Annotated in this window: 12 protein-coding genes; 5 read left to right on the plus strand and 7 right to left on the minus strand. The window is 41.5% G+C overall.

What is annotated here, in order from left to right:
• Nucleotides 1-14: 14 nt before the first annotated feature.
• The 5 genes from C4S61_RS12780 to C4S61_RS12800 form a co-directional block, all read right to left on the minus strand.
• Nucleotides 15-3,122 carry a CHAT domain-containing protein gene (locus C4S61_RS12780; RefSeq protein WP_160111246.1) on the minus strand — a complete coding sequence of 1,036 codons (3,108 nt, stop codon included), beginning with the start codon at nucleotides 3,120-3,122 and terminating at the stop codon, nucleotides 15-17.
• A gap of 148 nt (nucleotides 3,123-3,270) precedes the next feature.
• Entirely contained in the window at nucleotides 3,271-4,011 is a 741-nt protein-coding gene (locus C4S61_RS12785; RefSeq protein WP_103925201.1) for a tetratricopeptide repeat protein, read from the minus strand.
• Nucleotides 4,004-4,552: a sigma-70 family RNA polymerase sigma factor gene (locus C4S61_RS12790; protein WP_103925202.1), complete on the minus strand. Its 549-nt coding sequence runs from the start codon at nucleotides 4,550-4,552 to the stop codon at nucleotides 4,004-4,006. Before C4S61_RS12790 ends, C4S61_RS12785 begins: the two co-directional genes overlap by 8 nt.
• 185 nt (nucleotides 4,553-4,737) lie before the next feature.
• The gene (locus C4S61_RS12795) at nucleotides 4,738-7,257 is read right to left on the minus strand and encodes a hypothetical protein (protein ID WP_146064398.1); all 2,520 of its coding nucleotides are present in this window, start codon (nucleotides 7,255-7,257) and stop codon (nucleotides 4,738-4,740) included.
• Between the two features lie 319 nt (nucleotides 7,258-7,576).
• On the minus strand, nucleotides 7,577-8,053 hold the full coding sequence (locus tag C4S61_RS12800) for a hypothetical protein (RefSeq protein WP_103925204.1): 477 nt from the start codon (nucleotides 8,051-8,053) through the stop codon (nucleotides 7,577-7,579).
• A 156-nt stretch (nucleotides 8,054-8,209) separates the two neighbouring features.
• Between C4S61_RS12800 and C4S61_RS12805 the strand changes: the two genes are divergently transcribed.
• The 3 genes from C4S61_RS12805 to C4S61_RS12815 are packed head-to-tail and all read left to right on the plus strand — an operon-like array spanning nucleotide 8,210 to nucleotide 11,182.
• Nucleotides 8,210-9,487: a sterol desaturase family protein gene (locus tag C4S61_RS12805; RefSeq protein ID WP_103925205.1), complete on the plus strand. Its 1,278-nt coding sequence runs from the start codon at nucleotides 8,210-8,212 to the stop codon at nucleotides 9,485-9,487.
• Nucleotides 9,484-10,599, plus strand: coding sequence for an XdhC family protein (locus C4S61_RS12810; protein WP_103925206.1), 1,116 nt, complete (start codon nucleotides 9,484-9,486; stop codon nucleotides 10,597-10,599). The genes C4S61_RS12805 and C4S61_RS12810 overlap by 4 nt, the downstream gene beginning before the upstream one ends.
• Nucleotide 10,600: 1 nt before the next feature.
• Nucleotides 10,601-11,182: a nucleotidyltransferase family protein gene (locus tag C4S61_RS12815; protein ID WP_103925207.1), complete on the plus strand. Its 582-nt coding sequence runs from the start codon at nucleotides 10,601-10,603 to the stop codon at nucleotides 11,180-11,182.
• 32 nt (nucleotides 11,183-11,214) lie between these two features.
• Here C4S61_RS12815 and C4S61_RS12820 read toward each other — a convergent pair whose 3' ends face one another.
• Together C4S61_RS12820 and C4S61_RS12825 are read right to left on the minus strand one after the other, a co-directional pair.
• Nucleotides 11,215-11,823 (minus strand): Uma2 family endonuclease, encoded by a 609-nt coding sequence (locus tag C4S61_RS12820; protein WP_103925208.1) that lies wholly within the window; start codon nucleotides 11,821-11,823, stop codon nucleotides 11,215-11,217.
• 48 nt (nucleotides 11,824-11,871) lie between these two features.
• Nucleotides 11,872-13,020: a cysteine desulfurase family protein gene (locus C4S61_RS12825; RefSeq protein ID WP_103925209.1), complete on the minus strand. Its 1,149-nt coding sequence runs from the start codon at nucleotides 13,018-13,020 to the stop codon at nucleotides 11,872-11,874.
• Between the two features lie 74 nt (nucleotides 13,021-13,094).
• On the opposite strand from C4S61_RS12825, the gene C4S61_RS12830 reads away from it, so the two are divergent.
• Both C4S61_RS12830 and C4S61_RS12840 read left to right on the plus strand, forming a co-directional pair.
• Nucleotides 13,095-13,442, plus strand: coding sequence for a hypothetical protein (locus tag C4S61_RS12830; RefSeq protein WP_103925210.1), 348 nt, complete (start codon nucleotides 13,095-13,097; stop codon nucleotides 13,440-13,442).
• A gap of 340 nt (nucleotides 13,443-13,782) precedes the next feature.
• Nucleotides 13,783-15,819, plus strand: a complete 2,037-nt coding sequence (locus C4S61_RS12840) for a glutamine--tRNA ligase/YqeY domain fusion protein (RefSeq protein ID WP_103925212.1) — start codon at nucleotides 13,783-13,785, stop codon at nucleotides 15,817-15,819.
• Nucleotides 15,820-15,871 lie beyond the last annotated feature (52 nt).

A 15,871-nucleotide genomic window follows, 5' to 3' on the forward strand; every position in this document is an offset into this window, starting at 1 on the left:
TTGTAGAAAGTAAATCAAGAGTACTTGGTTTTTTTGAAAAAGCGGAAACGCAGAAAAAAAATAAGAACACCAAACACAAACAATCCTAACAGGAGCAGAATTCTATTATCACTTTGTCCTGAAATCGGAGCAGGATCACCAATCAAACCAAGTCCTCCCCAAAAGTAGGGATGTGCTAATTCATCCGGTGCTCCATCGAGGAATTGAAGTTTTGCCTCCCTTAAAGAAGTGTTTTTAGCCATTCCTTTGGATAAGTTGCTGTAGAATGATGTCAAGATTTCAGCACTGGCTTTCTCATCAATCGCCCACATGCTCATGACCACCGATGCAGAACCTGCATAGAGAAAACTATGTGCTAGTGATATGATGCCTTCCCCTTCCTGAAATTTGCCCGAACCGGTATTGCAGGCAGAAAGCACTGCCAATTCTGCTTCAAGTCGCATATTATATATCTCAAAAGCATGAAGAATGCCATCATCTTGTACAGAATCCTGAAGCGATGGTTTGGCTAAAAACAGCCGGGATTGAAGCGGTGACTGATTGTTGACCTCCGCATGTGTTCCCAAGTGCAAAATCCGATAAACCGAAGCCTCATTTACAAATCGGTTTTCCTGGGCTTGTTCTTCAAGAAATATTTCACCGTCGAACATCCTAACCGCCTCTTTTGCTGCCTTCAGGGAAAATGGCTGTCGAATCAGTTGGGTGTGGATTGGATCTTCTTCGGGCTTGGTCAAAAGTCTGGCTTGGTAGGTTTCCTTCATGCCCGGAGTAAAACCCGGAGCAAAAAATAACCCGCTTTTAGTCGTGCGATAGTGAGTCCTCCGCTGCTGAATAGCACTGGATGCTGAAAGCAAGTAGCTGATCTCAAATTTCCTGATCAAATAATTTAAGCTAGAAAATTCATTTGGCTGGTTATCAGTATTTAATATTTCCAAGTTTATTCCAAAAAGCTCTCCATCCGGAATGATTATCAGTTGATTTCCTTTGATAAAAGGCTCTAAAGGTTCGATGAGTTTTTGATAGAGCGGGAAGGATGCAGACAGGAATTCTGACACGTCCAGATTTGCCAAATTTTGCAAAACTGCAACTTGGCCACTGACCGGCTTTCTGTCTTGTCTAAAAACTTTGAAGTCTGCGGAACTGATCAAAAAAGTGTAGATGTAGTCTTCGGTTACGGCGTATTCGATCAAGGTTTTATCTTTATGAAGCAATTGTTTTCGGATTTCTGAAATAGAAAAAGGCTTTAAGTTAAAGCGCTCTTTCCATTGAGGATCGCTCAGTTGAAGTAAGCTATCCTGAAATTCCCGATACGATTCAATGGCCTGTGTCAACTCATTCAGAAGGGTATCATTCGTCCCCCCGGTGTTTAAATAAAGCGCATTCAGCCCACCGATTTTGCCTCTCCAATTCCGGTCTTTTGCGTGCTGGTCATTTTCATCAATAGCGTATTCATCCACCATGAGATTGTTGGATGCAAGCCGAAGAAGCAGGCCTTTTCCCATTTCAGCAAACTCAAATGCCGTTTCGAGATATTCAATTTTCCCATACTGCTCAGCCAGCAGCCAAGCTGAATTCATTCCGGCTTGGTAAAGTTTCTTTTGCTTTTTTGCCAGTTCTACCACAGAAGATTGGCTTCGCAAGGCGGGAATACTCCGCTCTAAATAACCCTCATAGTTTCTGACCAAGTCGACAATTGTTTCCAAAATTTCCTTTTGGGGAACAGGATTGAATCCCCGCTCCAGAATTGTAATCCGGTTGCTTAAAAACTCCGCAATACTTGTAGATATCGGTAAATCTTCGGTCCAATTGGAATTGGGTAAAGTGGGCAATTGCAATAATTCCAAAAAAGTGCTGTCGGAATAGGCAAGTGCTTTTTCCCAATCTTCTGCAATCCGGTAAGTTTCACTGATGCGGTTCCATTTTCCGGCGATGTACAGGCTGCCTTTTTGGTACTTTTTCCGATAGGAATCCAAAACTTCCTCATGGAGTTTCAATGCCTCATCGGTCCTACCCTGTTTTGCATAGGTTTTTCCTAAAGATGTTTTTGTTTCGTCGACCATGGTGGTACCGGTGACGCCTATCTTTTGGTAGCGATTCAGCGCTTGGACATACCATTTTTCCGCTTTTGAAAAATTTTGCCTGTCTTCGTGTAATTCCCCGATTTGGCTTTCCAAGTCTGCCAATCCTTTGATATTTTCATTATCAAACTTAGTCTGGAGCAAATAAGCTTTTGTAAAAAGCGAATCTGCTTCTTCGAATTTTTCAAGACTTCGCTTCGCTTCTGCCAGATGAGCCAATGGCTGAACGATACCCAGTTCTTGATCGCCATAATTGACCTGATGAAGCCGGAGAGCTTTTTCGAAGTAAGCTTCTGCAAGGGAATTTTCTCCAAGGGAATGATACAAGAATCCCGTGTTATTATAGGCTATTGCCAAAAAATGGGGATTTCCACTTTCCTCGTAAGCTTTCTGAGTCACTTCTATCATGGCTTTCAGATGAAAAAGTGCTTTAGTATACCTGCTCATCGATTCATAAATGATCACGAGCTGATTGTGCACCAAACCCATAGTTGGATGACTAGGCGGTAAATTCGCAGTGGCAATATTATAAAGCTTTAGACTGTATTTTTCAGCTTCTTCAAACCAACCGGCTCCATTCGCAATCAGGCCGAGGGATTGATAGACTCCCATCAACTGTCTGGCATCTGGGCCATAAAGTTCCAGTTGGATTTCTAAGGAACGTACAGCATAATCAAGTGCCTCTTTGAAGAGGTTAAGATTAAGAAACATCCAGGAAATGTTATTATAAAGCGAAGCAACCGTTCCGTTGATAGAGTCATTTGGAGGAATGCTTGACTCGGCCTCCTGAAAGCTTAATTTGGCTTCTTCAGTTTTAGCCATGTGAACCAGCAGCTGTCCCTTTTTGTTATTGGCTGCGACTCTGGCGAGATTCTTTTGAGGAAGTTTTTGAGATTCGATTATTGCTGTATTAGCAATTTTAATCGCTTGATGATCCCCCTCAGTTTCCCAAAAAATATCAGTCTGATGAACATATGCGATGACCACACTGTCTTGTTGATTCTTCTGCGTGAAGTCTTGAATGGCCAATGACGAATAAATCATTGCACTATCAAACTGCTGATTTCTAAAGGACTTAATTGATTTGGATAAATTCGATTCTTGGGCGCATAATGAGCTTATTTGCAAAAAGCAAAACAAAAATCCCAATAAACGGCAGTTTGAAGAATACATACGTTGGATTTGATTAACCTCAGGGTGATTTTCTCAACTCCTTCAACAATTCTTCCGCTCGAGGTTCGGGCAAGAGATTTTCCAGTAATCCAATTGCCAGATCTATTTCATCTTTCCTAAGATGAATCAGTGCGCGATACCAACTTGCTTTTGCTTGAAATCCGGATTCATTATCCCCTACTACCAAATCTAGAAAAGTAGCGGACTCTTCCATTTTACCCAAATTCATTAAAGCTACTCCCTGATAATAGCGAAGCGTATCAGACTCTACTCTCGAAGTTGAAAGATTTGACCATACAGTGATTGCTTCTTCATAATTCCCTTCTTTGTAGCTGACCATCCCGTCATAAAACTCATAGTCATCCGTGCTGCTCATGACGACAGCAAGTCCTGGGTCTTCATAGAAATATGCCTCATACAAATCTGTGCCTGAAGAATTGGTATCCCTTAAAAATAAATATCCAATGAAACTGAAGAGAACCGCTGCGACAAATACAGCAGCAACCAGCCATACTTTCTTGGCGTAGATTTTTATGGTTTTTGATCTTGGTGGTTTTGATTCTTTGGTATCTTTTTTAAACGAACCTAATTCCACAGCAGTCATCAGCTTTTGTTGGAGAACAACTTCCTCACGTAGAACCGAATCCGATTTCATCCGTTTTTCAAAATCTACCCGTTGTGCCAAGGAGAGAGTATCCAGTAGATAATTTTCGATTTCCTCAAATTCTTTCTGGCTTATTTCTGGTCTATATTTATTCATCGTCTTCTAATCGTTCGAGGTATGCTTTTCTTAGCCGCATCATACAGCGGTACTTGATGGTTTTCATACTGGCTTCAGTAGTATCCATCACTTGAGCTATGCTTGCCAGGGATTCTTTATTGAAATAAAATCTGCTCAATAAATCTCTGCATTTTTCTCCGATACCGGCAAAGGAAGCCTGCAGACGCATACTATTATTGCTATCTTCCTCTATTGAATTGGATTCAATTAACTCGGAAAAGGTTGACAAATCCTCTTGTAGTACAAGTCGGTTTGAAGCTGTAGATCGAAGCTGGTTGATCCATTTGTATCTGCAAATCTGCCGGATATAAGCATTGAACTGTCCAGCGTCCCCCTGAAACTTTCCTGATCTTAGGTTGAGCCAAGCAATACTGATACTCTCCTGAAAGTTGTCTGCAGCATCGGCATCTGAGCCGTTGTTTTTTCTGATATAGCTTTTGCACCAGTCAAAATTGTCCTTGTATGCTTTTGACAGCAGTCGTTCGGGATTTTCTGTGCGGATATCTATTGGTAATTTCAAAGTCTAGGCAGATTATTCATCCCCTTAAGATAATCCGCTTTAGGAAATAACCTTTATTTTTTGGCAAACTTTAATTCTAAACTCACGCTTTAAAAGGATACCATTTTTTGCTTATCCTCAGTCTGTCTACCATAAAATTCTAAATTATTCAATCCTATCTGCTTGAGCCAGGTAGGATTGAATAATTATGGCTTTTTCACCTTAATGATAACCCGGGCTGTACCCTTTCTTGACGCTGCGCTTGCAGCATATTTTCCACAATCCGGTGGTCCTAACCAAGTGGGTGAACTTACAGCCCCGGATAGAATATAGGCAAATTCATATTTTCCATCTTTTGTGGGTGTATTGGCTGACCACGATTTACTTGTTCCTGTTACTCTAGGTATTACTTCGGGACTGAATTCAATTACTGTGGCACTGTAACTTATTGCATTCGGTTCCGGATCAATGTAAAATATGGTACCGGATCCACAATTGGTATAGATACCAGTTTCGGTCGGACCCCAGCTTATCACTGAGATCGGTACATATTTAATGATAACATCATTCTCATTGTTGATGTTAATGGTCGCTTCTAGTTCTTCATACAGAAAATAATCGCTACCATCAGATGATTTGGCGTAAATCCTAGCGAAGACTTTTTCAGTGGCTTTTTCACTTTCTTTATCGGTGCATTCGTAGTACATACTATTGGTTCCATAAGTAGTTATGGAAGTTGAAAATCCTCCATTCCCACTTAGTTTTCCATATTTCCCTTCTGTAGTCCAGACCACTTTTTTGTCTGAAAAGTCAGGAACTGATCCGTCGGTACGTTCCAGATGAAGTTTGACGGAATTCGCATTATTATTCTCGCTTTTCTTTCCTGTAAGGGTAATCCCGTTCGGCTTGATTTCATAGACGCTTTTTCTTAGGTTTAATTTAACAGTATCTTTTCCAATTGACTGAGAACCCATAAACGCTTCCACATAGACGTATTCCCAGTTGTTTTCCTCAGGTAGATCTGCTGCAGAGGTATTGGAATAATAGGTGATTTTGAAATCTGAGCTTTCGAAAGAAGCTCCCTTATTCCCTTTGGTGTCTTGGATGTAACCAAATTTTCCACTCGATTTCCAGACAAAAAACGGATGGATATCACCTCCCACCTCCGAGTTTTTGATTACTGCTTCGATGGCTTTGCTTCCGCGGCTTCGGACGGTTGCTTCTTTTGGAGAAAGCGTGACTTTTGCCGAACGGGCTTTGATCGTCCATGTGTCGAGTTGACGTGAATCTAAGATCCCCATTCCAATCCGGATAAAATCTCCACCTAACATTGCAGCATTGATTATTTTGAGCCAGTTTGCGGTCTTCCCTACAACTTTTTCTGCATTTGATTCGGCGTGTTTTGGGACTTTAAAACCACCCACTGTAGCACCATCTAATATAATATCGTATGCAACGAGGGATAGGGTCTCAAAAGCCCCATCAACCGCATTGGAATAAAGAAGTTCGAGTGATTTCCTAGCTGCTCCCATATAATCTCCATTCTTAATAAATTCATAGACATCCGGAGTCAGTTTCAAGAAGGCCTCGGTAGCTTCGATAAATCGTTCTACTGGACCTTCCCCGATTTTGATACCTTTTTTCTTTAGCAAATCCTCATTTCCAAACGTTTCCATGATAAGTGGAAACAAAAAATCAATTGCAAAAGTCTCTACTTCCAACCTTGTCAGTTTTGCTATTTCTGCTGTAGTGACAGGTTGAGGATGTGAAATTCCCGGTCCTACCACATGTAGCTTATAGGTTGCTTCGCTTTCATTTTCTAAAAGATCTAATTTTATTGGACCAGATTTTATTAGGAAAACCTCATTCGATTTTCCTTCAATTTCTGATCCGAGAACACCATTAAAAGAAGTAGCCCCGGCTGTAGGTGAAATGGCAAAATCCTTGTCCGAAGGAGTTCCAGAGTTTATATCTGAAAGGATCTCATGTGACTTGTCTTCCATATCCTTGTAGGACATTTTATAAAGAAAAGCATGCCCTCGTCTGCGGTATTTGTTGTTCACCGAAAATTGTCCCAATTCATCCTCGAAAATCTGCAGGCCGCTTTTGAAATCTGCCTCATCCACTGATATATCCGATGCCTTGGCTCCTGCTCTTATGTCGATAACCACAGGTTCGGGCACCAATTTTTCCATCACTGTGCGGAGTTGCGTGGTGAAGGTGCCTTTTTCCAAAATCAATGGATCGTTCTTCCATAAATCTGTAAAAGCCTCCTGCCATTCCACAGCCTCAGGCAATTCATCAATCTGATCCAGAAAAAGCTCTGCAAATCCTTCTTCTCTCAAATTTAGTCCTACAGCATATGACAAAAGGACTATAGCTGTTGATTGAGCAGAAATTACACTTGTTTGGTCTGTAATAAAACCAGCAAGAATTGGGTTTCCTTCCTCATTAAGAACGAAGGCTATATGAGCAAAACCCGGAGTTGACACAGACTTTGTTTTTCCGTCTGAAGCCACAGGAAATGACTCTCCAAAAGAAATCAATTCGCTGCCTGAAAAGTCAAAGGAAGAACCTTGCGGTAAAGTGATTTGAATATCTTTCGTCTCGAATTCTCCTGTTTGGACCGGAGGATTTGTTGGATCTGTTGGCTCTGTGTCTTCCTGACAGGATGAAACTAGCATCAGAGCTAAAATGATGGTAAAAAATTTTAATTTACGTTTCATGGTTAATATCATTGATGGTGAGGGAACATATTTCTGTCTATTTATCACCCAAACCTTCAATTGGTGAACACTTTGAGTTTTACATTTTTTAAAAAAATTATTTGCAAACACGGAACTTTACCAGAAGTTTGTTTTAACAGAGAAAAAATTCTAAAAAAAGCTAAATCCTCGATTCATCACTCTTCGGTCTTCCTGTCCCAAAACTTTGGAATATTTGTTAACTGGCAGAATAGCGTATCATCAGAAAAAATTAAATGCTTTGGATTAAAAATTCATTGTTAGATAACGCTTGGATATCTGGCTTGCGACATGATTTCTGTCAGGGTGCAAGCTCCTCCATCCGGTAATCAAAATCGCTTTGCAAGTCCTCATGAAGCGTGGAAATCAGTTTTTTGGCTTTGCCGATTTGGACTTCGTAAAGGTTGGTAATCACCGGATGCCGGAAACTTAAATAGCCATATTTCTTCATCATTTCGCAGAAATACAAAATCAATTCTGCTTGGTCTGCTTTGTTTTTACTCAGTTTTATCGATTTGTTTAACTTCCTGCGAATGCTCTGGGCTGCCTTTTTTGCTACATGATAATGACGGGTATTGGCAGTTTGAAACGCTTCGTCCAATTCTTCTTTGACCGAATCCACAAACAAGCTGGGTTGGTCTCGCTCGTTGAGTTTGAAATAAAGGAAGGCCTTGTTTTCCTTACTAAATTTTGCCAAATCTGTGATTAAGGCTATCAATTCATTTTCGGAAAGGTAACTGAGGTCTTTTTTGAGTTGGGCTAGACTTGGAATTTTCATCAATCCAGATTCTTTTTTATGCTATTTTCGAATCTAAACTTACATACTTGAACTTGTTTTTGGTCAAAAATTTACCGCAACTGGATTAGCTGTTGAAATCAAAGCAGTTAATTTCTAAGTTTAGTCCTAAGTTTAGCCCTAAGAATAGTAAACCCAATGGAAGCTTACGGTCAAATCTTGTTAATCGCTATGCCGGCCTTTTTTGTGCTGGTATTATTTGAAAAATTTTGGGGCATTTGGAAAGGCAATGATACCGTTCCGCTTAATGATATGATTGCCTCGTTGAGTTCTGGAATCACCAATGTCACCAAAGATGTGCTTGGACTCAGTATTGCAGTCATTTCATATGGTTGGCTTTATGAGAAATTGTCTTTATTCCACATGGAAGCGACTTGGCTTTTGTATGTGATAGCCTTCTTTGCGTTGGATTTTGCCGGCTATTGGACGCATCGGATTGCACATGAGTACAATATTTTCTGGAACAATCACATCATCCATCACAGCAGCGAAGAGTTTAATTTGGCCTGTGCACTTCGGCAGGGTATTTCATCGATTTTTAAGATTTTTGCTGTTTTTTTAATTCCTGGAGCCTTGTTGGGAGTACCACCGGAAGTAATAGCTATTGTTGCTCCTTTGCATTTGTTTGCCCAATTTTGGTATCATACCCGGCATATCGGCAAAATGGGTTTTCTGGAAAAAATCATCGTCACCCCTTCCCATCATCGCGTTCACCATGCGATCAATCCGGAATATCTGGACAAAAACTACGGTCAGATCTTCATCTTTTGGGACAAATGGTTTGGGACTTTTCTGGAGGAAAACCAGGAAATTCCTCCTGTGTATGGTGTAACCCGACCTGTACAAACCTGGAATCCAATCAAAATCAATTTCATGCACCTTTGGCTGTTGATCAAAGATGCCTGGAGAGCCAAAAACTGGATAGATAAGCTTAAAATCTGGTTTATGCCATTGGGCTGGAGACCAGCTGATGTGGCTAAAAAACATCCATTGTCCAAAATTGATGACGTGTATCACTTCGAAAAATACAATCCACAACTTACCAAAGGCATGTTACTTTGGAGTTTTGGACAGTTGGTTGCCCTCTTGCTTTTGCTCAGCTATTTGTTTGGTAATTTGGCAGCTATCGGAGCACCGGGCATTTTCTATTACGGAGGTTTTGTGTTCCTGACCGTCTTTGCCTACACGGAACTGATGGACCGCAACCCAAATGCCTGGGCTTGGGAATTGCTAAAGGTAGCTTATGGGCTGTACTTTGTAGTGAATTCAGAAGATTGGTTTGGATTGAATAGTTTTTTACCGGGTTCGCTGTACATTTTCGTAGGGTATTTGGTGATATCCGTGCTATTTTCGATTTGGTTTTCCTTCAAAAAAGAAAATCTTCAATCCCTTAATCCATCAAGTCCCCTTAAATGAAAGAACTTCAGCAGATTATCCAAGCTTACGAAGTCTGCAAATCCGAAAATAAATCCGTTGCATTAGCCACCGTTGTTCAGGTGGACGGTTCTGCTTATCGTCGTCCCGGAGCGAGAATGCTGGTGACTCAGGAAGGAAATCTGACCGGTGCGATTAGCGGAGGGTGCTTGGAAGGTGATGCGCTTCGCAAAGCGCAGGCGGTTATTTTCCAGCAAAAATCCATGTTGGTCACTTATGATACCACGGATGAGGACGATCAGAAATTTGGTGTAGGTTTGGGATGTAATGGAATTATTCATGTTTTGATTGAGCCGATCGACTTCAGAATTCCGGATAATCCCGTTGAACTAATCAAAAAATCGCTTTCCGATCGGCAAACTTCACTCCTGCTGACACTTTTCTCCGTTCCAAATTCCAAATCAGAACAACTTGGGACGATCTATCTGAAAAAAGGAAATCAGGATTTCGGAAGTTTATCCAAAGTTCATGCGGATTTCAGACAGGTTTTAGAAAAGGAAATTGCAGAATTCGATGCGCCACAAAATCTGATTAAGTCTTTTTCCGAATACCAGCAACTTTCAGTTTTCTTCGAAGTCATCAAACCTGCCACACGAATTCTACTTTTCGGTGCGGGAAATGATACCATTCCTGTGGCTAAAATGGCAGAAATCTTGGGTTTTGAGTTGATTTTGATCGATGGAAGGAAAAATCTGGCGACGACCGCACGATTTCCTTTTGCCAAACAAATCATTCAAGGACCTGCTGAAGAAGTTACTAACCAGATCGAAACCGATTTAAACACAGTGGCTTTGTTGATGACTCACAATTTCGAATATGAAGTCATTGTCTTGGAAAAACTATTGACCTTCATGATTCCCTACATCGGTATTTTGGGACCCAAGCGGAAAACCGAAAAGCTGACCCAAAGACTGGAAACTAAAGGGATTCAAGTTCATTCTGACAATATTTATGCTCCCGTAGGTATTGAAATCGGTGCCGAGACTTCCGAGGAAATTGCGCTTTCAATTTTAGCAGAAATCAAAGCTGTATTGAATAAAAAACAGCCGATTTTCCTTCGGGAAAAACTCGGTCCTATACACGAAAAAATCTGAGATGAAGACTGGAATTATCATATTGGCAGCAGGTGAATCAACCCGACTTGGCTACCCGAAGCAAATCGCTAAATACAAGGATAAGACCTTGCTGCAGCTGGCAATAGATGCCGCAAATGGATGTGAAGCACATAAACGCGTGTTGGTTCTCGGTGCAAATCGTGATGAAATTAAAAAGACATTTCCAGGAGCCAGCATTCCAAACATACCCAACCCTCACTATCAAAAAGGGATGTCTTCCAGCCTCAAAATTGGGCTGGAATATATGCTCAAATTCGACGAGCCTGACCAAGTTATTATCATGCTGTGCGATCAGCCTTTTGTGGATGCGAAACTATTGAACAAGTTGATTGCAACGCAGGAGAAAGAAGGAAAAGGGATCGTAGCCTGTGCTTATTCCAAGACTGTCGGAGTACCTATTCTTTTTGGAAAAGCTTATTTCCAGGAATTGATGGAGCTGAAAGGTGATGAGGGTGCAAAGAAAATAGCATTAGCCCACGAGGAGGATTTGGTGACAATATCATTTCCTAAAGGAAAAATAGACATTGATACGGAGGAGGATTTGCAACAATTGAAAAATTGAAAGATTTGAAAATTGAAAAATTAAAGCTGGAACTACTCAATATCCCCAAAAAACTCCTCCAGATCCAGCTTAAATCCTTTTACAGCAACTGATTCCACCACATCACCTGAAGTCAATAAACAGGAGGGAACATATTTACCATCGACCAGCGTATAAATCAGCAAATCCTGATTTTCGGGATGGATGATCCAATATTCCCGAACACCGTGGGTCTCGTAAAGCTCATATTTGTGCTTCAGCTCAGTTTTGCTATTTCCCGGAGATAGGATTTCCACAATCAAATCTGGGGCTCCTATACAACCCCGATCGTCCAATTTTTCCGGATCACAGATCACACAGATATCCGGTTGAACGACATCGTGAATTTTATGATCTTCTTTTGATTCTTTTGGGAAACGGACATCAAAGGGGGCAACATAAACTTGACATTTCTTTCCTTCCAAAAAAGTATAAAGCTTAGAGGCAATCTTGATTGAAACTTTCTGATGAATTCGTTTTGGGGCAGCAGCGGCTTTTTTAAAGATTTTCCCCTTAATCAACTCAACCACTTCGTCAAATTGCCAAGTCAGGTAGTCCGCATAGGAATAGACCCCGTATTCGATATCGGGCTCATTTACTGTGTGTTGCTTGTCAGATTCCATGATTAATTATACTAAATGAACATGTATAGGTTGCTTGACTTTAGATACTTATGTGTTTTTTCTCAACTCAGCAACCACCTTTTTCACCCATTCTAAAGTGAATTCTATATCAGCTTCCTTTGTATTTTTTCCCAAACTAAAACGAATCGAAGCTCTGCCCAAATCAGAACTTATGCCCATGGCAGCTAAAACATGGCTGGGTTTGGGAGAGATCGAAGTACAAGCAGACCCCGAACTCACGGCAACTTTCTGATTCACTTTTTTCAAAAGCTCCTCTCCTTCCATTCCACCAAAGGCAATATTGGTCACATGAGGCAAACGAGATTCCTGACTTCCATTCAAAAAAGTATCCGACAGTTCCAAAAGACCCTTTTCCAGCTTATTTCGAAGGTTTTCCAATCGATCTGACTCAAGTATCATTTCTTCCAATCGCAACTCAGCAGCTTTCCCAAAACCTGCAATCCCCGGTACATTGAGGGTACCACTTCTCATTCCTTTTTCATGCCCCCCTCCGTGGATTTGGGCCAAAGGTTTGGGCAAATCATGGTTATGACGGACATAAAGTGCACCGACTCCTTTTGGACCATATAGCTTATGGGCTGAAATGGCCATCAAGTGAATTCCTCTAGTGTGAACCGGAATTTTTCCCGCTGCCTGTACTGCATCGGTAAAGAAGATAATGTTTTTTGATTGGGCTATTTGGGCGATTTTTTCAACAGGATGAATGATCCCCGTCTCGTTATTTGCCCACATCAGGCAAATCATCTTGGTATGAGGTAAAATAGCCTTTTCAAGTTCCTCCAAACCAATATTTCCCGTGGAATCGACCGGCAGATAAGTGACTTCAGCCCCTCTTTTTTCAAGTTCAGCAAATGTATCTAAAACAGCCTTGTGCTCGGTCAAGGCGGTAATATAATGCTGCTTTTCACCTGAAAAGGCTTCAAACGTTCCTTTGATTCCCAAATTTATGGCCTCCGTTGCACCTGAAGTAAAAATGATTTCTTTGGTTTTGGCTCCGATCAAATTGGCTATTTTTTCCCGGGCCTCTTCCACGGCATTTTCTGCCACCCAACCATAAGGGTGGCTTTTGCTTGCAGCATTGCCAAAATGAGTCCCAAAGTAAGGAAGCATAGCTTCGATCACTTCGGGAGCACAGGGAGTAGTCGCATTATAATCTAAGTAAATGGGGTAATTCATAGGCTAAAAATAAGCTTTTCCTGTCCATTCAGGCATGGATTTTTGTAACTTCGACTTCTTAAAAGCTAAAAATCATGCAAGAATCCTGGACTTTTGATTTTTCATTAACTACCTATCCCAAAGTGGATTTGGAACAGCTATTATCCCAAAAGGAAAGGGAACTCGGTATTTTCCTCTCTTATTATTACAAAAAAGAAGGAGCAGTTGCCGAAAAAGTCCTGCTCAAATCCGGTCCTGAATTTGAGTCAAAAAACACCGGATTTATGACCTTGGATTTTGATCTAGTGCACTTTAATGCCTGCTTGGCTATCCATGAGCAAGTCCGGGAGGAAATGAAGATCAGCTTTGAAATTGATGAGGAAAATCAAAAAGTAGTGTTGACCGGACCCTATTGGCCGGAGCGAGGTTTGGACGAAATTTAGACTTTTAGACACAAGACGCTAGACAATGAAGCGTCTTTTCCTGATTTAACTGACCCTTTTTGATTGTTTTCCTACTATTTTCAGTCTTCTTAACCGCCTCCTGGCTAGGAATTAAAAACTTTTCCAAAGTTTGGAACTTTAGAAATGTGATCGGGCGTGTCTAGCTTCTGGTATCTAATCTCTTGTCTCTTACTCGCTTGATTCTTGCCTATTTTGTCCTTTATCTTGATTCTTGCCTTTTGCTTCTCGCTTCCAATTTTTAACTTATCCAAGCTGTTCAATTTGCTAATCGGTTGCAATTCCTTTCAATTAAAGTATTTTTGGGCCTTTAATTTCGAACATGAAAGAATCTGCAGAATCTCTGAATTTTATTGAACATATCATCGAGGAAGACTTGGCCAACGGCTTTCCGCAGGAAAAGCTTCGCTTTCGTTTTCCTCCTGAACCTAACGGTTACCTCCATATCGGACACGCTGCTTCGATTTGCTTGAATTTTGGTTTGGGAGAAAAATACAATGCCCCGGTAAACTTGCGGTTTGACGATACCAATCCTTCCAAAGAAGAACAGGAATATGTGGATGCCATCAAGCGGGATATTGCCTGGTTAGGTTTTCGCTGGGCAAATGAACGATACGCTTCAGACTATTTTCAGCAGCTGTACGACTGGGCGATTAAGCTCATAAAAGAAGACAAGGCATACGTCGATGAGCAGACCTCTGAACAAATTGCTTCGCAAAAAGGCACACCCACCACGCCCGGAACTGACAGCCCCTATAGAAATCGGCCAATTGCCGAAAGTCTTGATCTTTTCGAACGGATGAAAAATGGAGCGTTTCCTGCCGGAACTTACGTTCTAAGGGCAAAAATCGACATGGCCTCTCCCAATATGCACATGCGCGATCCGATCATGTACCGAATCATCAATGCGCATCACCACAGAACAGGAAATGATTGGTGCATCTATCCCATGTATGATTGGGCACACGGGGAATCTGACTATGTGGAGCAAGTTTCTCATTCACTCTGTACCTTAGAATTCAAGGCTCATCGTGAGCTTTATGACTGGTATTTGGATCAGATTTATGATACTAGCTTGCTGAGACCCAAACAGCGCGAGTTTGCCCGCAGAAACCTGAGCTACACGGTGATGAGCAAACGCAAACTGTTGGAATTGGTGCAAAATAAAGTCGTATCCGGTTGGGATGATCCACGAATGCCAACGATCTCAGGACTGAGAAGAAGAGGCTACACCCCAACTGCCATCCGTAAATTCAGTGACCTGGCAGGTATTGCTAAGCGGGATAATGTGACTGACGTTTCTTTGCTCGAATTCTGTGTTCGGGAGGATTTGAATAAATCAGCCACACGAGTGATGGCCGTGCTCAATCCGGTGAAACTGGTGATCACCAACTATCCTGAAGGACAAACCGAGCTACTTCAACTGGAAAACAACCCTGAAGCGGCTAATTCAGGAACCCATGAAGTCCCATTCACCCGGGAATTGTTTATTGAGCGGGAAGATTTCAAAGAAGATGGAGGAAAGAATTTCTTCCGACTATCACTGGGAGCTGAAGTTCGTCTGAAAAGTGCCTATATCATCAAAGGTGAATCAGTAATAAAAGATGATTTTGGAAATATCCTTGAAATCCACTGTACTTACGATCCCGAAACCCGATCCGGTAGCGGAACTACAGGCAGTGAGCGAAAAGTAAAGGGAACACTGCACTGGGTTTCGATAGCCCATGCCATCAACGCTGAGGTTAGGGAATATGACCGCTTATTTCTGGACGAGGCGCCTGATGCACACGAGGAAAAAGGATTTATGGAATTCATCAATCCGGAATCGCTCAAAGTGATCAAGGAAGCTTACTGCGAGCCTTTTTTGGCCAAGGCAACCTTGAATGACAAATTCCAATTCCAGCGATTGGGGTATTTTACGCTTGATCCTGATTCAAAAGATGGCAAATTGGTTTTCAACAAAACCGTTGGGTTAAAGGATACTTGGGCTAAGCAAAACACCCAGACTCCAGTTCAGAATCAGCCAAAAACTCAGAATCAGCCCTCCCCTCAAGGCGAGAGAAAAGCATTGAATGAAATTCAGCAGATAGGCAAAAAGCTGACGAATCTTTCCGGAGAAAAGCTTGAAACGGCGATGAATTCTATCAAAGAATTTGCTGAAGAGGTGACCTATGAGGAATTAGAACCACTTTTTGGTACTGCTGCCAAAAAGGTAGGAACTCGAATTGCCGTGCTTCTTTCGGTGGGAGTTTTGATTAAAAATGGCCAGGCAAAAACTCAGGCTATTTTAGATTTTATCGAATCAGGAAAAGCGGATGAAAATGAGATTCTTAGGGCTGAGGCTGAAAAAATAGGTTGATACTAAGTTGATTTTAAAGTATTAAACAGACCTGTTAGGTTTTGAAAACCTG

The organism is Algoriphagus boritolerans DSM 17298 = JCM 18970 (genome assembly GCF_900108085.1).
GTDB classification, from domain to species: domain Bacteria; phylum Bacteroidota; class Bacteroidia; order Cytophagales; family Cyclobacteriaceae; genus Algoriphagus; species Algoriphagus boritolerans.